This window comes from Pseudarthrobacter siccitolerans (assembly GCF_001046895.1).
Taxonomy (GTDB): Bacteria; Actinomycetota; Actinomycetes; order Actinomycetales; family Micrococcaceae; genus Arthrobacter; species Arthrobacter siccitolerans.
Genome location: NZ_CAQI01000039.1, coordinates 23,734 through 40,665, shown reverse-complemented (window position 1 = coordinate 40,665; position 16,932 = coordinate 23,734). Strand labels below are relative to the sequence as shown.

Annotated in this window: 15 protein-coding genes; 3 read left to right on the top strand and 12 right to left on the bottom strand. The window is 65.6% G+C overall.

Annotation, left to right across the window (positions count from 1 at the left end):
* Positions 1-3: 3 nt before the first annotated feature.
* Genes ARTSIC4J27_RS07775 through ARTSIC4J27_RS07765 form a run of 3 tightly spaced genes read right to left on the bottom strand, consistent with a single transcriptional unit; the run spans position 4 to position 3,840 of the window.
* Positions 4-1,101, bottom strand: coding sequence for an NADH:flavin oxidoreductase/NADH oxidase (locus ARTSIC4J27_RS07775; protein WP_050054643.1), 1,098 nt, complete (start codon positions 1,099-1,101; stop codon positions 4-6).
* A complete protein-coding gene (locus tag ARTSIC4J27_RS07770; RefSeq protein ID WP_050054642.1) occupies positions 1,101-2,084 on the bottom strand; it encodes a tetratricopeptide repeat protein in 984 nt (327 codons plus the stop codon). The genes ARTSIC4J27_RS07775 and ARTSIC4J27_RS07770 overlap by 1 nt, the downstream gene beginning before the upstream one ends.
* 52 nt (positions 2,085-2,136) lie before the next feature.
* Positions 2,137-3,840: a hypothetical protein gene (locus ARTSIC4J27_RS07765; protein ID WP_050054641.1), complete on the bottom strand. Its 1,704-nt coding sequence runs from the start codon at positions 3,838-3,840 to the stop codon at positions 2,137-2,139.
* Between the two features lie 191 nt (positions 3,841-4,031).
* Between ARTSIC4J27_RS07765 and ARTSIC4J27_RS07760 the strand changes: the two genes are divergently transcribed.
* A complete protein-coding gene (locus tag ARTSIC4J27_RS07760) occupies positions 4,032-5,339 on the top strand; it encodes an AI-2E family transporter (RefSeq protein ID WP_050054640.1) in 1,308 nt (435 codons plus the stop codon).
* A 40-nt stretch (positions 5,340-5,379) separates the two neighbouring features.
* On the opposite strand, the gene ARTSIC4J27_RS07755 is transcribed toward ARTSIC4J27_RS07760, so the two are convergent.
* On the bottom strand, positions 5,380-6,180 hold the full coding sequence (locus ARTSIC4J27_RS07755) for an alpha/beta hydrolase (protein WP_050054639.1): 801 nt from the start codon (positions 6,178-6,180) through the stop codon (positions 5,380-5,382).
* A 35-nt stretch (positions 6,181-6,215) separates the two neighbouring features.
* A complete protein-coding gene (locus ARTSIC4J27_RS07750; protein ID WP_050054725.1) occupies positions 6,216-6,572 on the bottom strand; it encodes a hypothetical protein in 357 nt (118 codons plus the stop codon).
* A 137-nt stretch (positions 6,573-6,709) separates the two neighbouring features.
* Here ARTSIC4J27_RS07750 and nucS point away from each other — a divergent pair, with 137 nt between their 5' ends.
* Complete coding sequence (gene nucS, locus ARTSIC4J27_RS07745; protein WP_050054638.1) at positions 6,710-7,405, top strand: endonuclease NucS; 696 nt, start codon at positions 6,710-6,712, stop codon at positions 7,403-7,405.
* A gap of 321 nt (positions 7,406-7,726) precedes the next feature.
* A complete protein-coding gene (locus ARTSIC4J27_RS07740) occupies positions 7,727-7,930 on the top strand; it encodes a cold-shock protein (protein ID WP_011692441.1) in 204 nt (67 codons plus the stop codon).
* 208 nt (positions 7,931-8,138) lie between these two features.
* On the opposite strand, the gene ARTSIC4J27_RS07735 is transcribed toward ARTSIC4J27_RS07740, so the two are convergent.
* From ARTSIC4J27_RS07735 to atpA, 7 genes are all read right to left on the bottom strand, one after another.
* Positions 8,139-10,688, bottom strand: a complete 2,550-nt coding sequence (locus tag ARTSIC4J27_RS07735) for a bifunctional lysylphosphatidylglycerol flippase/synthetase MprF (protein ID WP_235436598.1) — start codon at positions 10,686-10,688, stop codon at positions 8,139-8,141.
* On the bottom strand, positions 10,685-11,995 hold the full coding sequence (locus tag ARTSIC4J27_RS07730; RefSeq protein WP_050054636.1) for an alpha/beta hydrolase: 1,311 nt from the start codon (positions 11,993-11,995) through the stop codon (positions 10,685-10,687). Before ARTSIC4J27_RS07730 ends, ARTSIC4J27_RS07735 begins: the two co-directional genes overlap by 4 nt.
* Positions 11,996-12,000: 5 nt before the next feature.
* The gene (locus ARTSIC4J27_RS07725) at positions 12,001-12,432 is read right to left on the bottom strand and encodes a DUF2550 domain-containing protein (protein ID WP_050054635.1); all 432 of its coding nucleotides are present in this window, start codon (positions 12,430-12,432) and stop codon (positions 12,001-12,003) included.
* 10 nt (positions 12,433-12,442) lie between these two features.
* The gene (locus ARTSIC4J27_RS07720; protein ID WP_013601509.1) at positions 12,443-12,727 is read right to left on the bottom strand and encodes a F0F1 ATP synthase subunit epsilon; all 285 of its coding nucleotides are present in this window, start codon (positions 12,725-12,727) and stop codon (positions 12,443-12,445) included.
* Between the two features lies 1 nt (position 12,728).
* Positions 12,729-14,183 carry a F0F1 ATP synthase subunit beta gene (gene atpD / locus ARTSIC4J27_RS07715; protein ID WP_050054634.1) on the bottom strand — a complete coding sequence of 485 codons (1,455 nt, stop codon included), beginning with the start codon at positions 14,181-14,183 and terminating at the stop codon, positions 12,729-12,731.
* Between the two features lie 81 nt (positions 14,184-14,264).
* On the bottom strand, positions 14,265-15,155 hold the full coding sequence (locus tag ARTSIC4J27_RS07710; protein ID WP_050054633.1) for a F0F1 ATP synthase subunit gamma: 891 nt from the start codon (positions 15,153-15,155) through the stop codon (positions 14,265-14,267).
* Positions 15,156-15,228: 73 nt separating this feature from the next.
* Positions 15,229-16,866 carry a F0F1 ATP synthase subunit alpha gene (atpA, locus tag ARTSIC4J27_RS07705; protein WP_050054632.1) on the bottom strand — a complete coding sequence of 546 codons (1,638 nt, stop codon included), beginning with the start codon at positions 16,864-16,866 and terminating at the stop codon, positions 15,229-15,231.
* Positions 16,867-16,932: the final 66 nt, after the last annotated feature.

Genomic DNA, 16,932 nt, shown 5'->3' with positions numbered 1-16,932 from the left:
CGGTCAGAAGGTCCTGCGGGGCACGGCGCGCTCGTACTGCGGTGCCCACGGGATGTTGTGGCCCAGTTCAAACGCGGCACGCAGCCACCAGTGCGGATCCCGCAGGGCGGCCCGGGCGATAAAAACGCCGTCGGCCTGCCCGGTGGCGATGGCATGCTCTGCCTGGCCTGCGGAGGTCAGCAGGCCAACGGTACCGGTGGGCACTCCCGCCTCATTTCGGATCGCGGCGGAGAACCCGGTCTGGTAGCCGGGACCGGCCTTGATCTGCTGGTGCGCCACGGCTCCGCCGCTGGAAACGTCCACCAGGTCCACGCCATGTTCGGCCGCCTCGCGGGCCAGCCGCACGGAGGCCGCCAGGTCAACGCCGCCCTCGGCCCAGTCGCTCGCCGAGATCCTCAGCAGCAAGGGCATCGAATCAGGAATGACGTCCCGCACCGCGTCCACCACTGCCAGCATGAGTTTGTTCCGGCCGGCTTCATCCCCGCCCCAGGAGTCAGTCCGCGCATTGATCAGCGGGCTTTGGAACTGGTGCAGGAGGTAGCCGTGCGCCCCGTGGATCTCCAGGGTGTCGAACCCGGCGTCCACGGCCCGGACTGCGGCGGCGGCGAAATCGCGGATGACTTCCTGGATCTGCTCTTCCGTCATTTCGGCGGGCACGGCATAGCCATCAAACGCCGAAGGTGAGGGTCCCGCGGTGGCCCAGCCGCCATCGGACTGCGGGACACTGCCGTGCTGGCCGGAGAAGGGCCAGTACGTGGAAGCCTTACGGCCGGCATGCGCCAGCTGGGCCCCGATCTTGGCGTCTGCCGCGCTATAACGGTGCACGAAGGACGTGATACGCTGCCAGGCCTCCGCCTGGGCGTCGTTGTACAGGCCGGCGTCCCGCGGGCTGATCCGGCCCTCGGCATCAACGGCGGCTGCCTCGGTGAGGATCAGCGCTGCCCCGCCCGCCGCGAGCGAGCCCAGGTGCATCAGGTGCCAGTCGTGTGGAACCCCCGGCGCGTCGTCGGGATCGCAACTGTACTGGCACATGGGCGATACCCAGCCGCGGTGCTGCAGCTCCAGTGAACGGAGTTTGAGCGGCTCGAACAGTGCGGACACTAGAAGAGCACCCGGGCCAGGGCCTGCCGCGCCTTGGCAACCCGCTCGTCTGACGTCCCCACCACCTCGAACAGCTCCAGCAGGCGGACGCGGGCGGTCTCGCGCTCCGGCCCGAAGTTCCGGCCAATGAAGCTGACCAGGCGGTTCAGTGCATCTTCGACATGTCCCCCGGCAACATCCAGGTCTGCAACAGCAAACTGGGCCTCCAGGTTGTCCGGTTCATCCGCTGCCTGGGTGCGGAGGGCTTCGCTGTCCTGGGCAGTCAGCGGCTGGAGCCGCAGCATCAGCTCCACCTGGGCCAGCCCGGCCTTGGCCTCATGGTCGGCCGGCATGTCACTCAGCGCTTGTCGGTAGGCGTCAGCCGCGGCTGCATAGTCGCCCGCTTCGATGGCATCAAACGCGGCCTGGTGCAGCGGCGGGAGCGGCGCCGGCTCCGCTTCGGCGCCGGCTCCCCCGCCCAGGCTGCCCGTCACACCGTGGGCAGCGGCGACTTTCAGCAGTTCGTCGAAGAGGCTGCGGACCTGTTGTTCGTCGGCTCCGCCCTGGAAGAGCGGGACGGGCTGCCCCTTCAGCACGGCAACGGCGGTGGGCACCGCCTGGACCTGGAACGCCTGGGCCAGCTGCGGGAAGGCTTCGATATCGGCAGCGCCGAGGACCAGCCGGCCGCCGTAGCTGTCCACCACCTGCTCGAGGACGTCCAGCATCCCGGCGGACTCGGGCGAGTAGGACGCCCACAGGGCAAACACCACGGGCACCTGGGCTGAGAGCTCCACGAGCTGCTGGAAATTGGCCTCGGTGACGTTGACCTTCAGTTCCGGCGCGCCGGGAGCCGAGCCCTGCTGGGCACCACCCGTTCCGGATGGCGGGGCGGATGGGCCGGCCGGGGCCGGGCGCTGCTTCAGCGAGGAAAGGTCGACGGCGCCGCGCAGGTTAAGCAGGTTGGCAGCGGCAGGAGGGACTGGGCGGGAAGCTGGCGAACTCATGCTTTCCACTCTAGCCACTCCGGCCGCTGCCGGGGGTACTGCAAAGACGGGCCTACTTGAAGCTGGCCCCCACCAGGCCGCGGGTAGCGGCCACAAGCTTCATGGGGTCGCTGGAGCCGGCCGGCGGAACGTAAACGGCCATCGATTCGGCGAAGCTCAGGACCATCCCGGTGGTGGTTTCCTTGCCGCCGGCCAAGGCCGCGGCGTCGTCACCGATGGTGAGCTTGTCACCGGCGGCCTTGGGGGTTCCCTCGAAGCCGAAGTTGATCCGGCCCAGGACCAGCGCGCCGCCGTCGGCCGTACGGAACACCACTGTGCTTTCCGGAACCACCTTGTGGGTGAACGAGAAGTTTCCGTTCTCGCCGGCCTTGACCACCTCGGACTGGTAGGACAGCGTGTCAGCGATGTACGGCGAGGACTCGCCCTCCACCAGCCTGTCCTTGAAGGCGGAATCCGCGCTGGTGAGCCGGTCGGCCAGGCCTGACATGGCTTCTTCACCGCTGTAGAGGAGCCCGGTCTTGTCGGCCGGAGCCAACGTTTCGGTCCCGTCCCGGTTAATCGTGGGGAAGGTGGTGCCCGGCTGCAACGGATTGGTTTCCACCAGCTTGTAGTTCTCGCGCGGCGACGCCTGGACAAGCGTCAGCAGCTGCGGCACCACGTTGCCGTCCCCCTGGGTGACGGCCAGGACGGACCGGGGCCACTCGCGGTCCTTGGTGACCACCGTGGTGAGGAGCTTGGTGGAGCGCACGGGCATGCGTGCCTCGTAGGAGCCCACCTGGGAGCGGATCTTGTAGTTCTGTGTGCGGACTTCAAGCTCGGTCCCGCCCACGCGCTCGGCCAGCTTCGCGGCGTCCTTTGCTGCGTCACCGGCATCCGCTGCGGCGGAGACCTGCTCCAGGATGCGGCGGAACTGTGCGTCCAGCAGCACCGGCGAGCCGGACTGCTCCTGGGCAGCGGCCGGCGAGGATGCCGGATCCGGGGACGGCGCGGGCGAGGCTGCCTGCGCCGCCGTGCCGGCCCCGGCAACCACGGCCACGGTTACCGCTCCGGCGGCCACCATGCCCAGGCGGGAGGACGAACGGGCCTCGGACCGGGCACGGGCACGCTGGGCAAAACCACTGCCCTTGCCGTCCCCTTCACCGTCGCGCTTGCGGGCAGAGAGCAGGGCCAGGACGATGCCGCCCAGGATCAGGAGCGAACCAAGCACCATCAGCGGCACCGCCCACGGCGTGGAGGTATCGTTCGGGAACGTCATCGAGACCGAGGAGGGCGCGGGCTGGGTTCCGTCGGAGGCCAGCAGCAGCGTCCAGTCGCCGCCAGCGGGCGGCGTCCAGGAGTATTCCAGCTCGCCGCTGGCGTTCTCGGTGGACACCCAAAGATCCGAGCCGGCCGGGCTCGGCGCAGTGGCCTCGCCGTCGGCGTGTTCCACCTGCAGGGACTTTCCGTCCTCAGAAACCCCCGTGACGGTGTTGTGCGCTGTTTGCCCCACCCAGGCGTCCACGTCGTCGGGACGGCCGGCAGCGAGGAGGAAGTTGCCGTCACCCTCGATGTTGATCTTGACCGTTCCGCCATGCAGCGTGCGCAGGCTCTGGTCAATGACGGTCAACGGCGCTGCCTGCCCGTCAGCGGGCGCAGCGGCCGTAAAGGTCTCGGAAGGGGCCCAGATGGTTCTCTGGCCGATGCCGGCCAGCAGTGTCAGGAGGCCGAGCAGCACAAGTGCGACTGCAGTCTTTAAACGCAAGGGAACACCTATCATCAGCGGGGGTTTAGCTTCAATAGTAACCGTTTTGTTACCACGGCCCCTGATCAGACACCGTAATGGAGCCTGCGCAGGCTCCCGGACAAGGCCCTTCCGCGGGTATTGACAAGGCTGCTGATAGTGTTTGCGATGATCATCACACCGGCCCGCAGCAGCGGCGCCATGCACCGAACAGGCCCCACATCCCAGTGACTGACAAGACGGACGAGTCCTCCGCGGCACACGAGAATCCGGAGGGCGCAGACCCCACGGCGAAGCCGGGCCAGGACCCTGTGCCGGCGCGCCGGAGGGGGGCCGCGGCTGCTCTCGGGCTGGTGGTCCGCCGCCTTCGCCAGCCGCTGCCCGGGGCCCAGCCGCGGCTCCGCTTCGAGATGCCGCCGGAGTACTCCCAGCACGAGGAATTTGTCGAGGATCCCGACGGCGTCAGCCGGCCGCAGTTCGGTGATCCCGGCCCCCGGATGTCCCCGCAGCATCCGCTCTACATGGGCTTTATGGGCACCGTGGGCGTGGGGGTGGCACTGCTGGTGTACTGGATCGGGTCCCACACCACGCAGCTGCTGCTGTGGATTGTCGCCGCGCTTTTCATCGCCCTCGGCCTTGAACCGGTGGTGGGGTGGCTGGAGAGCCGCAGGATTCCGCGGCCGGCCGGCATCCTGGTGTCCGTCAGCGTGCTGGTGGCTGCCGTCGTCGGCTTTTTTGCCACCCTGATCCCCACCATCGTGGAACAGGTCACCGAGATCGTGGAGCAGGCTCCGGTCTGGGTCCGCGATTTTATGAACTCGGACCTGTTCCGCACCCTCGATGACCAGTTCGGGGTCCGCGACCGCATCGCCGAAGAGGTCAACAAATTCGTCAACGATCCCGAAGCCATGGGCGGGATTGCCGGTGGAGTGGTGGGATTCGGTTCCACGGTGGCCAACGGTTTGTTCGGCGCCCTGATCGTCCTGGTGCTCAGCCTCTACTTCCTGGCGGCGCTGCCCGCGATGAAGAAGTGGGGCTACCGGCTTGCGCCGCGCTCGCGCCGCCACCGTGTGGAGGCACTGTCCGAGGAAATCACCAAGTCGGTGGGCAACTACGTCATCGGACAGGCCTGCGTTGCGATCCTGAATGCCACGTTCGCCTTTATCGTGATGTCCATCGTGGGGGTTCCGTTCGCCCTGCTGCTGGCGTTTGTGGTGGCGCTGCTCGCCTTTATCCCGCTGGTGGGGGCCATGATCGCCGGCGTGGTGGTGGTGCTTATTGCCCTCACTGTGGGCTGGCAGACCGCCACGGTCTACGGCATCTGCTACTTCGCCTACCTGCAGTTCGAGGCGTACTTCATCTCGCCGCGCATTATGCAGAAGGCCGTGGCCGTGCCCGGCGCAGTGGCCGTCATCTCAGTCATCGCGGGCGGCAGCCTGCTGGGTGTCCTCGGCGCCCTGATCGCCATTCCCACCGCGGCGGCCATCCTGCTGCTGATCAAGGAAATCTATATCGTGCGGCAGGACAAGCACTAAGGGGCCGGAACCCTTAACTCACCGGCCCCTCTTTCAACGATTAGGCCGGCGCGCTGGCCACCGGTCCGTCCCATTCCTGCGGAAGGCTGTTTCCCGCGGAGCCTGCGCCGGTGACCTCATGCACGATCTCGTTCAGCACCCGTGCGGCGTACTTCTCCCCCACCCACAGGTGCTTGGCACCCTTGACGCCCACCACGTGCGCCTGGGGCACCAGGCTGAAGCGCTCCGATGCGGCGTCCGGCTGCAGGTAGTCATCGTGCTCGGGCACCAGCACCGTGAGCGGCTTGCCGGACTGCGCCCACTGCTGCAGGTGGGCGTCCTTGGCCCGGTGCAGCGGGGGCGAAAGCAGGATGGCGCCCTCGATTTCTGACGTCACCGGTTCACCGGCCCCGTACATCAGGGCAAGCTCGGTGCCGAAGGACCAGCCCACCAGCCACCGGTTGGGCAGGCCGCGTTCGACGGCGAAGCGGACGGCTGCCTCCACATCATGCTGCTCCCCGATGCCCTCCTCAAAGGACCCCGTGCTGGTGCCGCGGGGGGATTCAGTGCCGCGGGTGTTGAACCGCAGCACCGCGATTCCTGCCAGGGCCGGCAGCCGGTAGGAGGCCTTGCGGTAGACATGGGAATCCATAAAGCCGCCATGGGTGGGCAGCGGATGGAGCGTAATCAGGGTGGCGTTGACCGGTCCGGACTCCGGCAGCGCCAGTTCGCCCACCAGGATATGTCCGTCCGCCGTCTTCAACTCCACGTTTTCCCGCCTGGCCGGCAGGACAGTGGAGGCACGGATGGGAGTGGGGCCGGTGGGCTGGCTGAATTCGTACGACGCCGGATCAAAAGTCATGCCTGCCAGCTTAGCGACAGCGGCCCGCCTGCCCGTTACCGGTACCGGTAACTGCGGGTCTTCCAGCAGTTGGTGTGCCAGTGCCGCCGTTCGGCCAGGCCCGCTGCCGCGCCGAACAGGTGGTCATCCTTCCACACCACCAGGTGGGCGACTCCGGGCAGCACGGCTGTGGAGCACTCCGGGCAGATGTAGGTTTTTTCCGCATTTTTGGCGGTCATGGTGCGGACCATCCATTCGCCGTCGGGGGCGCTTTCCCGGCGGGCGATGCCTGCACGCGCGCGCTCCAGGTCCAGCTCGGGTACCTCACCGCTCCCTTTTCTTCCGGCTGCCCGGCCGGAACCCGTACCGGCTTTTCCGGACACTGGACGGCGGGGTCGGTTGGAACGCGGCATGCCTCCATTCTGCCCCAGCCCCGGCATGGCCAGCTTCCTTTGCCTGCTTCCGGACAGGTCCTGCGGCCGTGGCAGAGCCCTGTCCGCAGGACCCGCCGGGGCAGGGACCGGCCGCTCCAGACGGTAGTCTGTACGGCGTGCGACTTGTCATAGCCCGATGCTCTGTTGATTACGTTGGCCGGCTCAAAGCCCATCTTCCCCTTGCCACCAGGCTCCTGCTGGTCAAGGCCGACGGCTCCGTCCTGGTTCATTCGGACGGCGGCTCCTACAAGCCGCTGAACTGGATGAGCCCGCCGGCAACGCTGCGCGTCTCGTCCCCCGAGGACGTGGACCTCGAAATGGGGGTAGTTGAGCAGTGGACCGTGCAGTCAGCCAAAACGGACGACCGCCTGATCATCAATATCCATGAAAAGCTCAGCGACTCCTCCCACGACCTCGGCGTCGACCCCGGCCTCATCAAAGACGGTGTAGAGGCGGACCTGCAGCGGCTCCTGGCCGAACAGATAGAAACGCTGGGCGAAGGCTATTCGCTGATCCGCCGCGAGTACTTCACGGCCATCGGACCTGTGGACATCCTGGCCAGGGATGCGGACGGGGCAACAGTGGCCGTGGAACTCAAACGGCGCGGCGACATCGACGGCGTGGAGCAGCTCACCCGGTACCTGGAACTGCTGAACCGCGATCCCCTGCTGGCGCCGGTCCGCGGGATTTTCGCCGCCCAGCAGATCAAGCCCCAGGCGAAGGTCCTGGCAAACGACCGCGGCATTGACTGCGTAACCCTTGACTACGACGCAATGCGCGGCGTGGACGACGTCGAGTCCCGGCTTTTCTGACGCTGCCTTTCGCCGGCCGCAGATAATCAGCAGGCTGCCCTTCCGGCGGCGCGGAATTCGTTCCAACAAGGACATTTAACCGGCCTTTTACCTAAAATTTATGCGTTTAGCCGCCCAAACCGTTGACCTCCGCGGACCGGCGTGAAATTCTTATCTCAGTCTTTGTGTAGGTGTTTTTCATGCTCGCAAGACATGTTGCGAGCGCGAAGCTCCTGCAGCGCCGGTCCCTTTCCGGACGGGCAATCCAGGATTCTTCTCGCGGAGTAACCAAGGCCGGCACGAGGTGTGCCGATCTTAAAGTTCCACAATGAGGAGAAATAAATGGCACAGGGAACCGTCAAGTGGTTCAACGCTGAAAAGGGCTTCGGCTTCATTACCCCGGATGACTCCGATGGTGATGTCTTCGTTCACTACTCCGAGATCCAGACCGGCGGCTTCAAGACCCTCGACGAGAACCAGCGCGTTCAGTTCGAGATCGGCCAGGGCGCCAAGGGCCCCCAGGCTACCGGCGTCACGCTGGTTTAGTCCCCGCCTGACGGCCGCTTAATGCGGCCATCAGCGAAACAATGGTCCCCGGCAACAATGCCGGGGACCATTGTTGTTAACGGTTATAGACAATCAAGTGCAATTACCAGGAGATCCTGCGCTGCCGGTTATGGATATGGCTACTAACCCGCCCAACGGCTTTTGCCGGATATTGTGGGGCCGGCAGCCCGTTGGCTGTCCGCCGGGTTCAGTTCACCAATTTGCGGACCAGGCGGGCGCCCTGCGGAAGCGAAAGTCCTGGCAGGTAGGCCCTTGTCAATGCCCGGCCAATCGCCGGCAGGTACAGCGGGTCCTGGTAATAGAGGTACAGGGCCCGGTACTCCGGTTTGAACCGTGACTTGAAGGCGGCCAGCGAACGGAACCCGTAGACCGGTTCCAGGGCATGCCCCACCAGGTCAAGGATCCGGACCAGGTTGTCCGCCCGGTCCCCGCCGTCCGGCCCTGCTTCGGTCCCGGCGCCGGGAAGGCTCGCCAGCGGAGACCCGGAAAGGGAGATGACCTCGACCGAATCGCGCAGTTCAAGGACCGCGGAGGCAATCAGGAATTCCATGACGCCGGGAAAGCCGTCGGCGCCGCGCCGCATCACGTCCAGCGTCCTGCTGACCAGCCGGCCGCCGTCGTAAACCGGCAGCCAGCTCGTCACCCCGTGGACTGTGCCGTTGCCGTCCACGGCGAGGCAGCACAGCACCTCCGGGTCGTCGAGCTCGTCGATCCCGCCCAGCGTGAAACCCATCTCGGGAACAGTTTTGCCTGCTGCCCACTCCTCGGACACCTCGCTCAGCTTTGAACGCAGCGCCGCCGGCAGTGATCCGTAGGTTCCCCAGACTGCTTCAACCCCCAGCTTTGCGGCCCGGTTCAGGGCAGTCCGCACGTTCTGCCACTCTTTACCCTTGAACTCGAGTTCCCGGATGGCCAGTCGCGTCTCCTGGGCCACGGCAACGCGGGAGAACCCCCGGTCCCGGAGCATGGGCCACAGCGTATCGTCGCAGGAGTAGAGCGCGGGGATCAGGGCCTGCCGGCCGCAGTACGCCAGGAACCCTTCGGTCACCTGCCCTTGCGCATCAGCCGGCCCGAAGGCACCGCCCAGCGTCAGTGCCACACTGCCGTGCCGCTGGAAAGCCACAGCGCCGCGGCCGTCAGGGCTGAACCAGTAGCTGTTGGGTTCCCATAACGCCATCCAGGACAGCGGTCCGCCGCCCTGGTGAAGCAGGTTCCGCGCCTTGATCCTGTCCTGCCGTCCGGAATCGCTGCCATGGTGCCCGCCCAGCAGCACCCACCAGACGGCCGCCAGGGCAATCACCCAGAACACTGGGCCTGAGTAGGCGAAGAGGACGGCTTCCACACTGTTCCGCTCGGCAAACACACGGTGGTAGTGCTGCGGAATAGGTACCGGCACGTACTGCCGGGCAAGTTCGGCGAAAAGTCCCAGCAGGCCGCCGTCGCGCAGCAGTCCCCCCGCCCACAACCAGGCCGTGGCGTAGGCAGCAGCCAGGACAAGCCAGGAACCTCCCACCACGAGTGCCAGCAGGCGGCGGGCGGCCGGAAGCGTCTGGACGCGGAACTGCCGCCGGTTCAGCCAGAGGAGAACCGCCAGCAGCAGGGGTACGCACACCAGGGGAAGCACGTGGGCAAAGGCCGAGCCCATGGGCGGGGCGGAAGTTCCTTGCGACCTGGACGGAACCAGTGCGAAAAGGGCCAGGTAAACGGCAGCCAGGGCGGTCACCGCGAGCTGGATGGCGATGGCGATGTTCAAGGCAAGGCGCCGGCCGCGGCGCATCCCGTCGGCGCAGATCAGCAGCAGCACCACCGGGACCACTGCAAGGGCGAGGCCGAAGGGGCCGGCAAATCCTGCCCGTCCGGCTTCCAGGCAGGATGCCTCCACCGTGGTGCCGCAGTTGAAGGCCAGCTGGCTCAGCGTGGGCATGGGATTGAGCACCACGTCCCGCAGGAGCGCCAGCGGACCGGTGGGAGCCCGGGCGATGCCCGTGAGGATCGGGCCCACCGCAAAGACGGCCACCGTGAGGGCCAGGAGGTTCCTGGCTTCGCGGCCGGTGGAACGGTGCCGGTGCAGCTGGCCGTGGTCACCCTGGATCCACCAGCCCACCAGGAGTCCCAGCACCGCGCCAATCAAGCCGATCACCGTTTCGGCATGCCCGATGTAGAGGACCAGGAGGAGGGAGATGGAGAGCACGCCGGTCCGGAGCCGGCGCTGCCACAGGACCGGCAGCCGGCCGGTGGCGGCCAGGCCTGCCGCCAGGACTGCCGGGTAGGGTCCGATCAGGATGTCGTCGGCCATCCGGTCGAGCCATCCGTCACCGGCATAGCCGGCAACCTGGGTGACCAGCAGGAAGAGTGTGACGGCCCCGAACTGGCCGCCGAGGAAAAGCGCCACCGCGGCCGGGGTTCCCAGCCTTCGCTCCGCCAGGCCCAGCAGCAGCAGGATCATCAGCGATGCCGAGATGTAAGCCAGAGGATTGGTGGCGAAGAACAGGCTGGTGAAGAGGGACCACCAGTTGCCGGCCCGCAGGCCCGGACCGCTGACTCCGGCCCCGTCCAGCAACTGCTCGGGCGGCCCAGCCAGGTAGCTGCCGGTGACGGCGCCGGCGGCCAGGAACACCGCGAGGACTGCCACGGAGAACGGCATCGATTTTAGTCCGGCGATGATCCGGTCCCGTGCCGGGCGCACCACTGTTGTCCAGGCCAGGGAGACTGTGCGGATCTGCTGTCCGGAAGTCACTGGCCCAGTCCCCACCTGTCGGAAAGGAACTGCAGGGCATCTGCGATCCGCTTGGAAGACGTGTCCCAGGAGTGGCCGGTATGTTCCACCTCGTAGGCGCGCACGTCGAACCCGGCGCCGCGGGCAGCAGCAGCCAGCGTGTTGAGGTAGGCGACGAATTCCGGATCATCCTGACCGGCAGTCAAGTACACGCCGCTGGACTCAAAGCGCCGCTCTTTCATAATGGCCAGGGGTGTCTGCCGGTCGAATTTCTCCGGCTCGCCCGGGAAGGCGGCATCAATAGTCTTTTGCCGTTCCTTGGCAAGGGCCGGCTCTGCTTCGCCGGAGAACGAGAGGACGGCGGGAAAAAGATCGGGGTGCCTGGTTCCCATTTGAAGCGCGCAGGTGCCGCCGAAGGAAAATCCGCCGATGGCCCATTGGCGGTGGTTGGTGTCCACGGCAAGGGTGGCGCCGATCCAGGCCGGCACGTCCCGGGACATAAAAGTATCGGCCTGCGCAATCCGGCTGTCCATGCACATGGTGTTGGCGGACTGCGAACCGTTTGGATCGGGAATGACCACCACCGGTGCCAGCCCCCCGTGGGCCGCGGCGAAGGAGTCCATGTGCCCGTCCAAGGCGCCTCCGGTCAGCCAGTCAGGCGGCCCGCCCGGCTGGCCTGCCACCAGGACCAGCACCGGAAGGGCAGGACGGTTTTTGGCGAAGTACGCGGGCGGCAGGTAGATGTACGCGTCCCGGGTAGTCATGCCGGACGCGGTGCCGGGAATGGCAGCCTTGCGCAGGGCTCCCCCGGCCGGAAGCTCACCCTGAGGTGCCCAACCGGGGAGCGGGACGCCGTCGGGCTGGCCCTGCTGCCGCATCAGGGCCGGTTCCAGCGTGGGGATGCGGGCCACGGCAGTCCCCAGGAGGTCGCTCACGGTGCGGTTCAGTCCGAAGTAGGCGTTGACCTGTACGCAGGACAGGGCGGCGACGAGCAGTACCGCGGCCAGGCCTGCCGCGCGGCGGCGCCATGTGCTTCGCGGCAGGCGGAGCAGCAGGAGGATCAGGGCGGCCACAGCGGGCACTACCCAGAGCAGGACCGTGTCAGGGATATTTTCCGGGAAGACCGAGAAGAGATTGATGAGCGCCCAGTGGACTGTGGCCACCAGGGCGAAGGCCGCGGCAACCGCGGCAATGGCCTGGACGAGCCAGCGGCGCCTGCCTGCCGGCACGGGAGGTGCGAGCAGATAGACCGCACCCGCGAGGCCCAATGCCAGGGACCCCCAGTACACGGGGCCGTCGGTCAGCCGGACGTCAAAAACCCAGTCCACGTTGGCTAGCGCCAGGTGCCCACGCCGATGACCGGCCCGGCCTCCAGCCAGGAGGACAGTCCGGCGTAGGCGTCGAACTTCATGGCAAGGCGGAGGTCCTGCCCCTCGTACCGGAGTTCAACGATGACGACGTCGGGCTGGACCTTCACTGCCTCGGCCTCCGTGGGCTTGCGGCGGCCCAGCAGCTCCAGCGAGTGCCGCTTGAACTTGTGCTTCGGCCGGACACTCAACGAGAACAGACGGAACCACTCAAGGTCGTTGTCCTGATAACGACAAACCCCCACCTGCCAGCTGTTTCCAGCCATGCAGATGGAGGCGTCCACTGTGCCGAGGGCACGCCGCAGGTTGAAGCGGCGCACCCCCGAAAGGCACAGTGCAAATACCAGCAATCCAAACGTGATTGCCATGGCGATGAACGGAAGACTCGGTGCGTCCATCAAGGTGGTGCTAGCGGATCCCAGCGGTAGCCGAGCCGCCCAGGTGGGCGTTGTCAGCAACAATAACCACGCGGTTGTTGTCCACGGAGAAGAATCCGCCGTCGACGTCTACCGCAATACGGTCTCCGGACACCGGCTGGATAGCCAGCTCACCCTCGGCCAGGATCGCCAGCAGGGGCGAGTGGCCGGGCAGGATTCCGATTTCACCATCGCTGGTGCGGGCCTTGACCATCTTGGCCGCTCCGGACCACACGAAGTGGTCCGCTGCGACAATCTCAACCTCAAGCTCAGCCATATTACTTGGTCTGTTCCTGGATCTTGGCCCACTGGCGCTCAACGTCATCGAGGCCGCCGACGTTGAAGAACGCCTGCTCCGCGATGTGGTCCAGCTCGCCGTCGCAGATGGCTGAGAAGCCTTCGACGGTGTCCTTGATGGAAACCGTGGAGCCCTCGACGCCGGTGAACTGCTTGGCGGTGTAGGTGTTCTGCGAGAGGAACTGCTGGATGCGGCGTGCACGCGACACGACGATCTTGTCCTCTTCGGAGAGTTCGTCAACACCAAGGATGGCGATGATGTCCTGGAGTTCCTTGTTCTTCTGCAGGATCTGCTTCACACGAACAGCCGTGTTGTAGTGGTCCTTGCCGATGTACTGGGGATCCAGGATGCGGGAGGTCGACGTCAGCGGGTCAACAGCCGGGTACAGACCACGGGAGGCGATTTCACGGGACAGTTCCGTGGTCGCGTCGAGGTGTGCGAAGGTGGTTGCCGGCGCCGGGTCGGTGTAGTCATCTGCGGGGACGTAGATGGCCTGCATCGAGGTGATGGAGTGGCCCTTGGTGGACGTAATGCGCTCCTGCAGGAGGCCCATCTCGTCAGCCAGGTTGGGCTGGTAGCCCACAGCCGAAGGCATGCGGCCGAGGAGGGTGGAAACCTCGGAACCTGCCTGGGTGAAGCGGAAGATGTTGTCGATGAAGAGCAGCACGTCCTGGTTCTGCACATCGCGGAAGTACTCCGCCATGGTCAGTGCGGACAGGGCCACGCGCAGACGCGTTCCCGGCGGCTCGTCCATCTGGCCGAACACAAGGGCGGTGTCCTTGAGGACGCCTGCCTCTTCCATTTCAACCCAGAGGTCGTTACCTTCGCGGGTACGCTCACCCACGCCGGCGAAGACCGAGGTACCACCGAAGTTGCGGGCAACACGGGTGATCATTTCCTGGATCAGAACGGTCTTGCCCACGCCGGCGCCGCCGAACAGGCCGATCTTTCCACCCTTGATGTAGGGGGTGAGGAGGTCGATGACCTTGATGCCGGTTTCGAGCATCTCGGTGGAGCCTTCGAGCGAAGCGAAGCTCGGTGCCTTGCGGTGGATGGGCCAGCGTTCGCTGATCTCCAGTTCCGACTCGGTAACGTCCAGGGGCTGGCCCAGGACGTTGAAGATGTGGCCCTTGACGCCGTCGCCGACCGGCACGGAGATGGGGGCACCGCTGTCCACTACGGACGTGCCGCGGACGAGTCCATCGGTGGCCTGCAGGGAGATGGCGCGGACGAGGTTGTCACCCAGGTGCTGGGAGGTCTCGAACGTGATGGTCTTGGTTACACCGTTGAGAGTAATCTCGGTGGTGAGGGCGTTGTAGATGGACGGGATTGCGTCGGCCGGGAATTCGACGTCGACAACCGGGCCGATTACGCGCGCAATGCGGCCGGTGGCACCGGACGTTGCGGCTACGTGTTCGGTAGCAGTGGCAGTCATCTCTCTCACTTCACTCAGTAGATGGCGTGGGTTTAAGTTTATCTGTGGTGGTGCAGGTCCAGCGGAACCGGCTGCTGCAGGCTAGGACGCGAGGGCGTCGGCGCCGGCAACAATCTCGGAAAGCTCCTGCGTAATTTCAGCCTGGCGGGCCGTGTTGCGCAGACGCGTGTACTTCTTGATGAGGTCCGTGGCGTTGTCGCCCGCGGACTTCATGGCCCGCTGGCGTGCAGCAAGCTCGGAAGCTGCTGCCTGCAGCATGGCCGCGAAGATGCGTGACTCGATGTAGCGCGGCAGCAGGGCGTCAAGAACACGCTCGGTTTCCGGCTCGAACTCGTACAGCGGCAACAGGTCGGATTCAGAAGCTGCCTGCTCTTCCACTACTTCCAGCGGAAGCAGGCGGATGACCGTGGGCTCCTGGGTAACCATGGACTTGAAGCGGGTGTACACCACGTGGATCTCGTCCACGCCGCCCTCTTCATAGTCGGTGGCGAATTCCGTCAGCAGCGCCTCGCCGATTTCACGGGCGGTGGCGAACTCCGGTGCGTCGGTGCCCCCGGTCCAGACCCGTGCGTATTCGCGGTTCCGGAACTCGAAGTAGGCCTGCGCCTTGCGTCCGACGAGGTACGTCTTGACTTCCTTGCCTTCAGCGTGGAGCAGCTCGTTGAGACCTTCCGCCTGCTTGAGCACGCTTGCCGAATAGGATCCGGCCAAGCCGCGGTCCGAGGTGATTACCAGGACGGCGGCACGGCGGATCTGCTCCGGCTCAGTGGTCAGCGGGTGGTCGATTTCGCTTTGGCTGGCGACAGCAGAAACGGCGCGCGTGATCGCGTTCGCGTAAGGCAGTGAAGCTGCTACGCGCGCACGGGCCTTGCCGATGCGCGAGGTAGCGATCAGTTCCATCGCCTTGAAGATCTTGCGCATCGACGTGGTCGAGCTGATCTTCTGGCGGTAGACCCGAATCTGGGCTCCCATACTTATCCTTTCCTAACATTCCCTAAACCGGGTGTGCCGGACCTTGGCGGGCCGGCACACCCGGTCAGTGGAATTAGCGCTTCTGCTTGACGATCTTTTCCTGGTCTACGTCGCCCTCGGAGATAGCGTCATGCTCCTCGTGGCCGGCGCCTACCAGGTGGTTGTCACCCTCGCCGAAAAAGCCCTTTTTGAAATCCACGATCGCGGACTTCAGAGCTGCAACGGTGTCATCGTCCAGCACGTTGGTCTGCGCCAGCGTGGTGAGGATGGAGGACTTGTGCGACAGGTGCTCCAGGAACTCCGACTCGAAGCGGCTGATGTCCTCAACCGGAACGTCGTCGAGGTAGCCGTTGGTGCCTGCCCAGATGGATACAACCTGGTTCTCCACCGGGAACGGCGAGTACTGGCCCTGCTTGAGCAGTTCCATCAGGCGTGCACCACGGGTGAGCTGCTGGCGTGAAGCGGCGTCCAGGTCCGAGGCGAACATGGCGAAGGCCTGCATGTCGCGGTACTGGGCGAGGTCCAGCTTCAACGTGCCGGAAACCTTCTTCATGGACTTCACCTGTGCGGCACCGCCCACGCGGGACACCGACACACCAACGTCAACAGCGGGACGCTGGTTGGCGTTGAAGAGGTCCGACTGCAGGAAGATCTGGCCGTCGGTGATGGAGATCACGTTGGTGGGAATGTAGGCCGAAACGTCGTTTGCCTTCGTTTCGATCAGCGGCAGGCCGGTCATGGAACCCGCGCCCAGCTCGTCGGAGAGCTTTGCACAACGCTCCAGCAGGCGGGAGTGCAAGTAGAAGACGTCGCCCGGGTAGGCTTCGCGTCCCGGCGGGCGGCGGAGCAGCAGGGATACTGCGCGGTAGGCCTCTGCCTGCTTGGACAGGTCATCAAACACGATGAGGACGTGCTTGCCGCCGTACATCCAGTGCTGGCCGATGGCCGAACCGGCGTACGGTGCCAGGTACTTGAAGCCTGCGGGGTCGGATGCGGGGGACGCCACGATGGTGGTGTACTCCAGCGCGCCGTTGTCCTCGAGGGTCTGGCGGATGGCGGCAATGGTTGACGCCTTCTGGCCGATTGCCACGTAGATGCAGCGGACCTGCTTGGTCACATCGCCAGAAGCCCAGTTGGCCTTCTGGTTGATGATGGTGTCGATCGCGATCGCGGACTTGCCGGTCTGGCGGTCGCCGATGATCAGCTGGCGCTGGCCGCGGCCGATCGGAATCATGGCGTCGATGGCCTTGAGTCCGGTCTGCATCGGCTCGTGCACCGACTTGCGCTGGGTCACGCCGGGAGCCTGGAGCTCCAGGGCGCGGGTGGTCTCGGCCTTGATCTCGCCGAGGTCGTCGATGGGCACGCCCAGCGGGTCGACAACGCGGCCGAGGAAGGCATCGCCGACGGGAACAGACAGAACCTGTCCCGTCCGGTGGACTTCCTGGCCCTCTTCGATGCCGGTGAAGTCACCGAGGATGATAACGCCGATTTCGCGGACGTCCAGGTTCTGGGCCAGGCCCAGGGTGCCGTCCTCGAAGCGCAGCAGCTCGTTCGCCATGACCGAGGGAAGGCCCTCAACACGGGCGATGCCGTCACTAGCGGTGGTTACGCGGCCGACCTCTACGCGCTCTGCGTTTCCGGGTTCGTAGGACGCCGCGAACTCGTTCAGCGCATTACGGACGTCGTCGGCGTTGATGGTCAATTCGGCCATCTGCAGTCCCTGCTCTCCTGTTTTTGTGATCACCGTTGTCCACGATGACCGGGGTTTCTATCAGTT

Coding starts and splice junctions, on each gene's coding strand:
- ARTSIC4J27_RS07770 (WP_050054642.1), bottom strand. CDS start 2,084: ATGAGTTCGCCAGCTTCCCGCCCAGTCCCTCCTGCCGCTGCCAACCTG.
- ARTSIC4J27_RS07765 (WP_050054641.1), bottom strand. CDS start 3,840: ATGATAGGTGTTCCCTTGCGTTTAAAGACTGCAGTCGCACTTGTGCTG.
- ARTSIC4J27_RS07755 (WP_050054639.1), bottom strand. CDS start 6,180: ATGACTTTTGATCCGGCGTCGTACGAATTCAGCCAGCCCACCGGCCCC.
- ARTSIC4J27_RS07750 (WP_050054725.1), bottom strand. CDS start 6,572: ATGCCGCGTTCCAACCGACCCCGCCGTCCAGTGTCCGGAAAAGCCGGT.
- ARTSIC4J27_RS07740 (WP_011692441.1), top strand. CDS start 7,727: ATGGCACAGGGAACCGTCAAGTGGTTCAACGCTGAAAAGGGCTTCGGC.
- ARTSIC4J27_RS07725 (WP_050054635.1), bottom strand. CDS start 12,432: ATGGACGCACCGAGTCTTCCGTTCATCGCCATGGCAATCACGTTTGGA.
- ARTSIC4J27_RS07720 (WP_013601509.1), bottom strand. CDS start 12,727: ATGGCTGAGCTTGAGGTTGAGATTGTCGCAGCGGACCACTTCGTGTGG.
- atpD (WP_050054634.1), bottom strand. CDS start 14,183: ATGACTGCCACTGCTACCGAACACGTAGCCGCAACGTCCGGTGCCACC.
- ARTSIC4J27_RS07710 (WP_050054633.1), bottom strand. CDS start 15,155: ATGGGAGCCCAGATTCGGGTCTACCGCCAGAAGATCAGCTCGACCACG.
- atpA (WP_050054632.1), bottom strand. CDS start 16,866: ATGGCCGAATTGACCATCAACGCCGACGACGTCCGTAATGCGCTGAAC.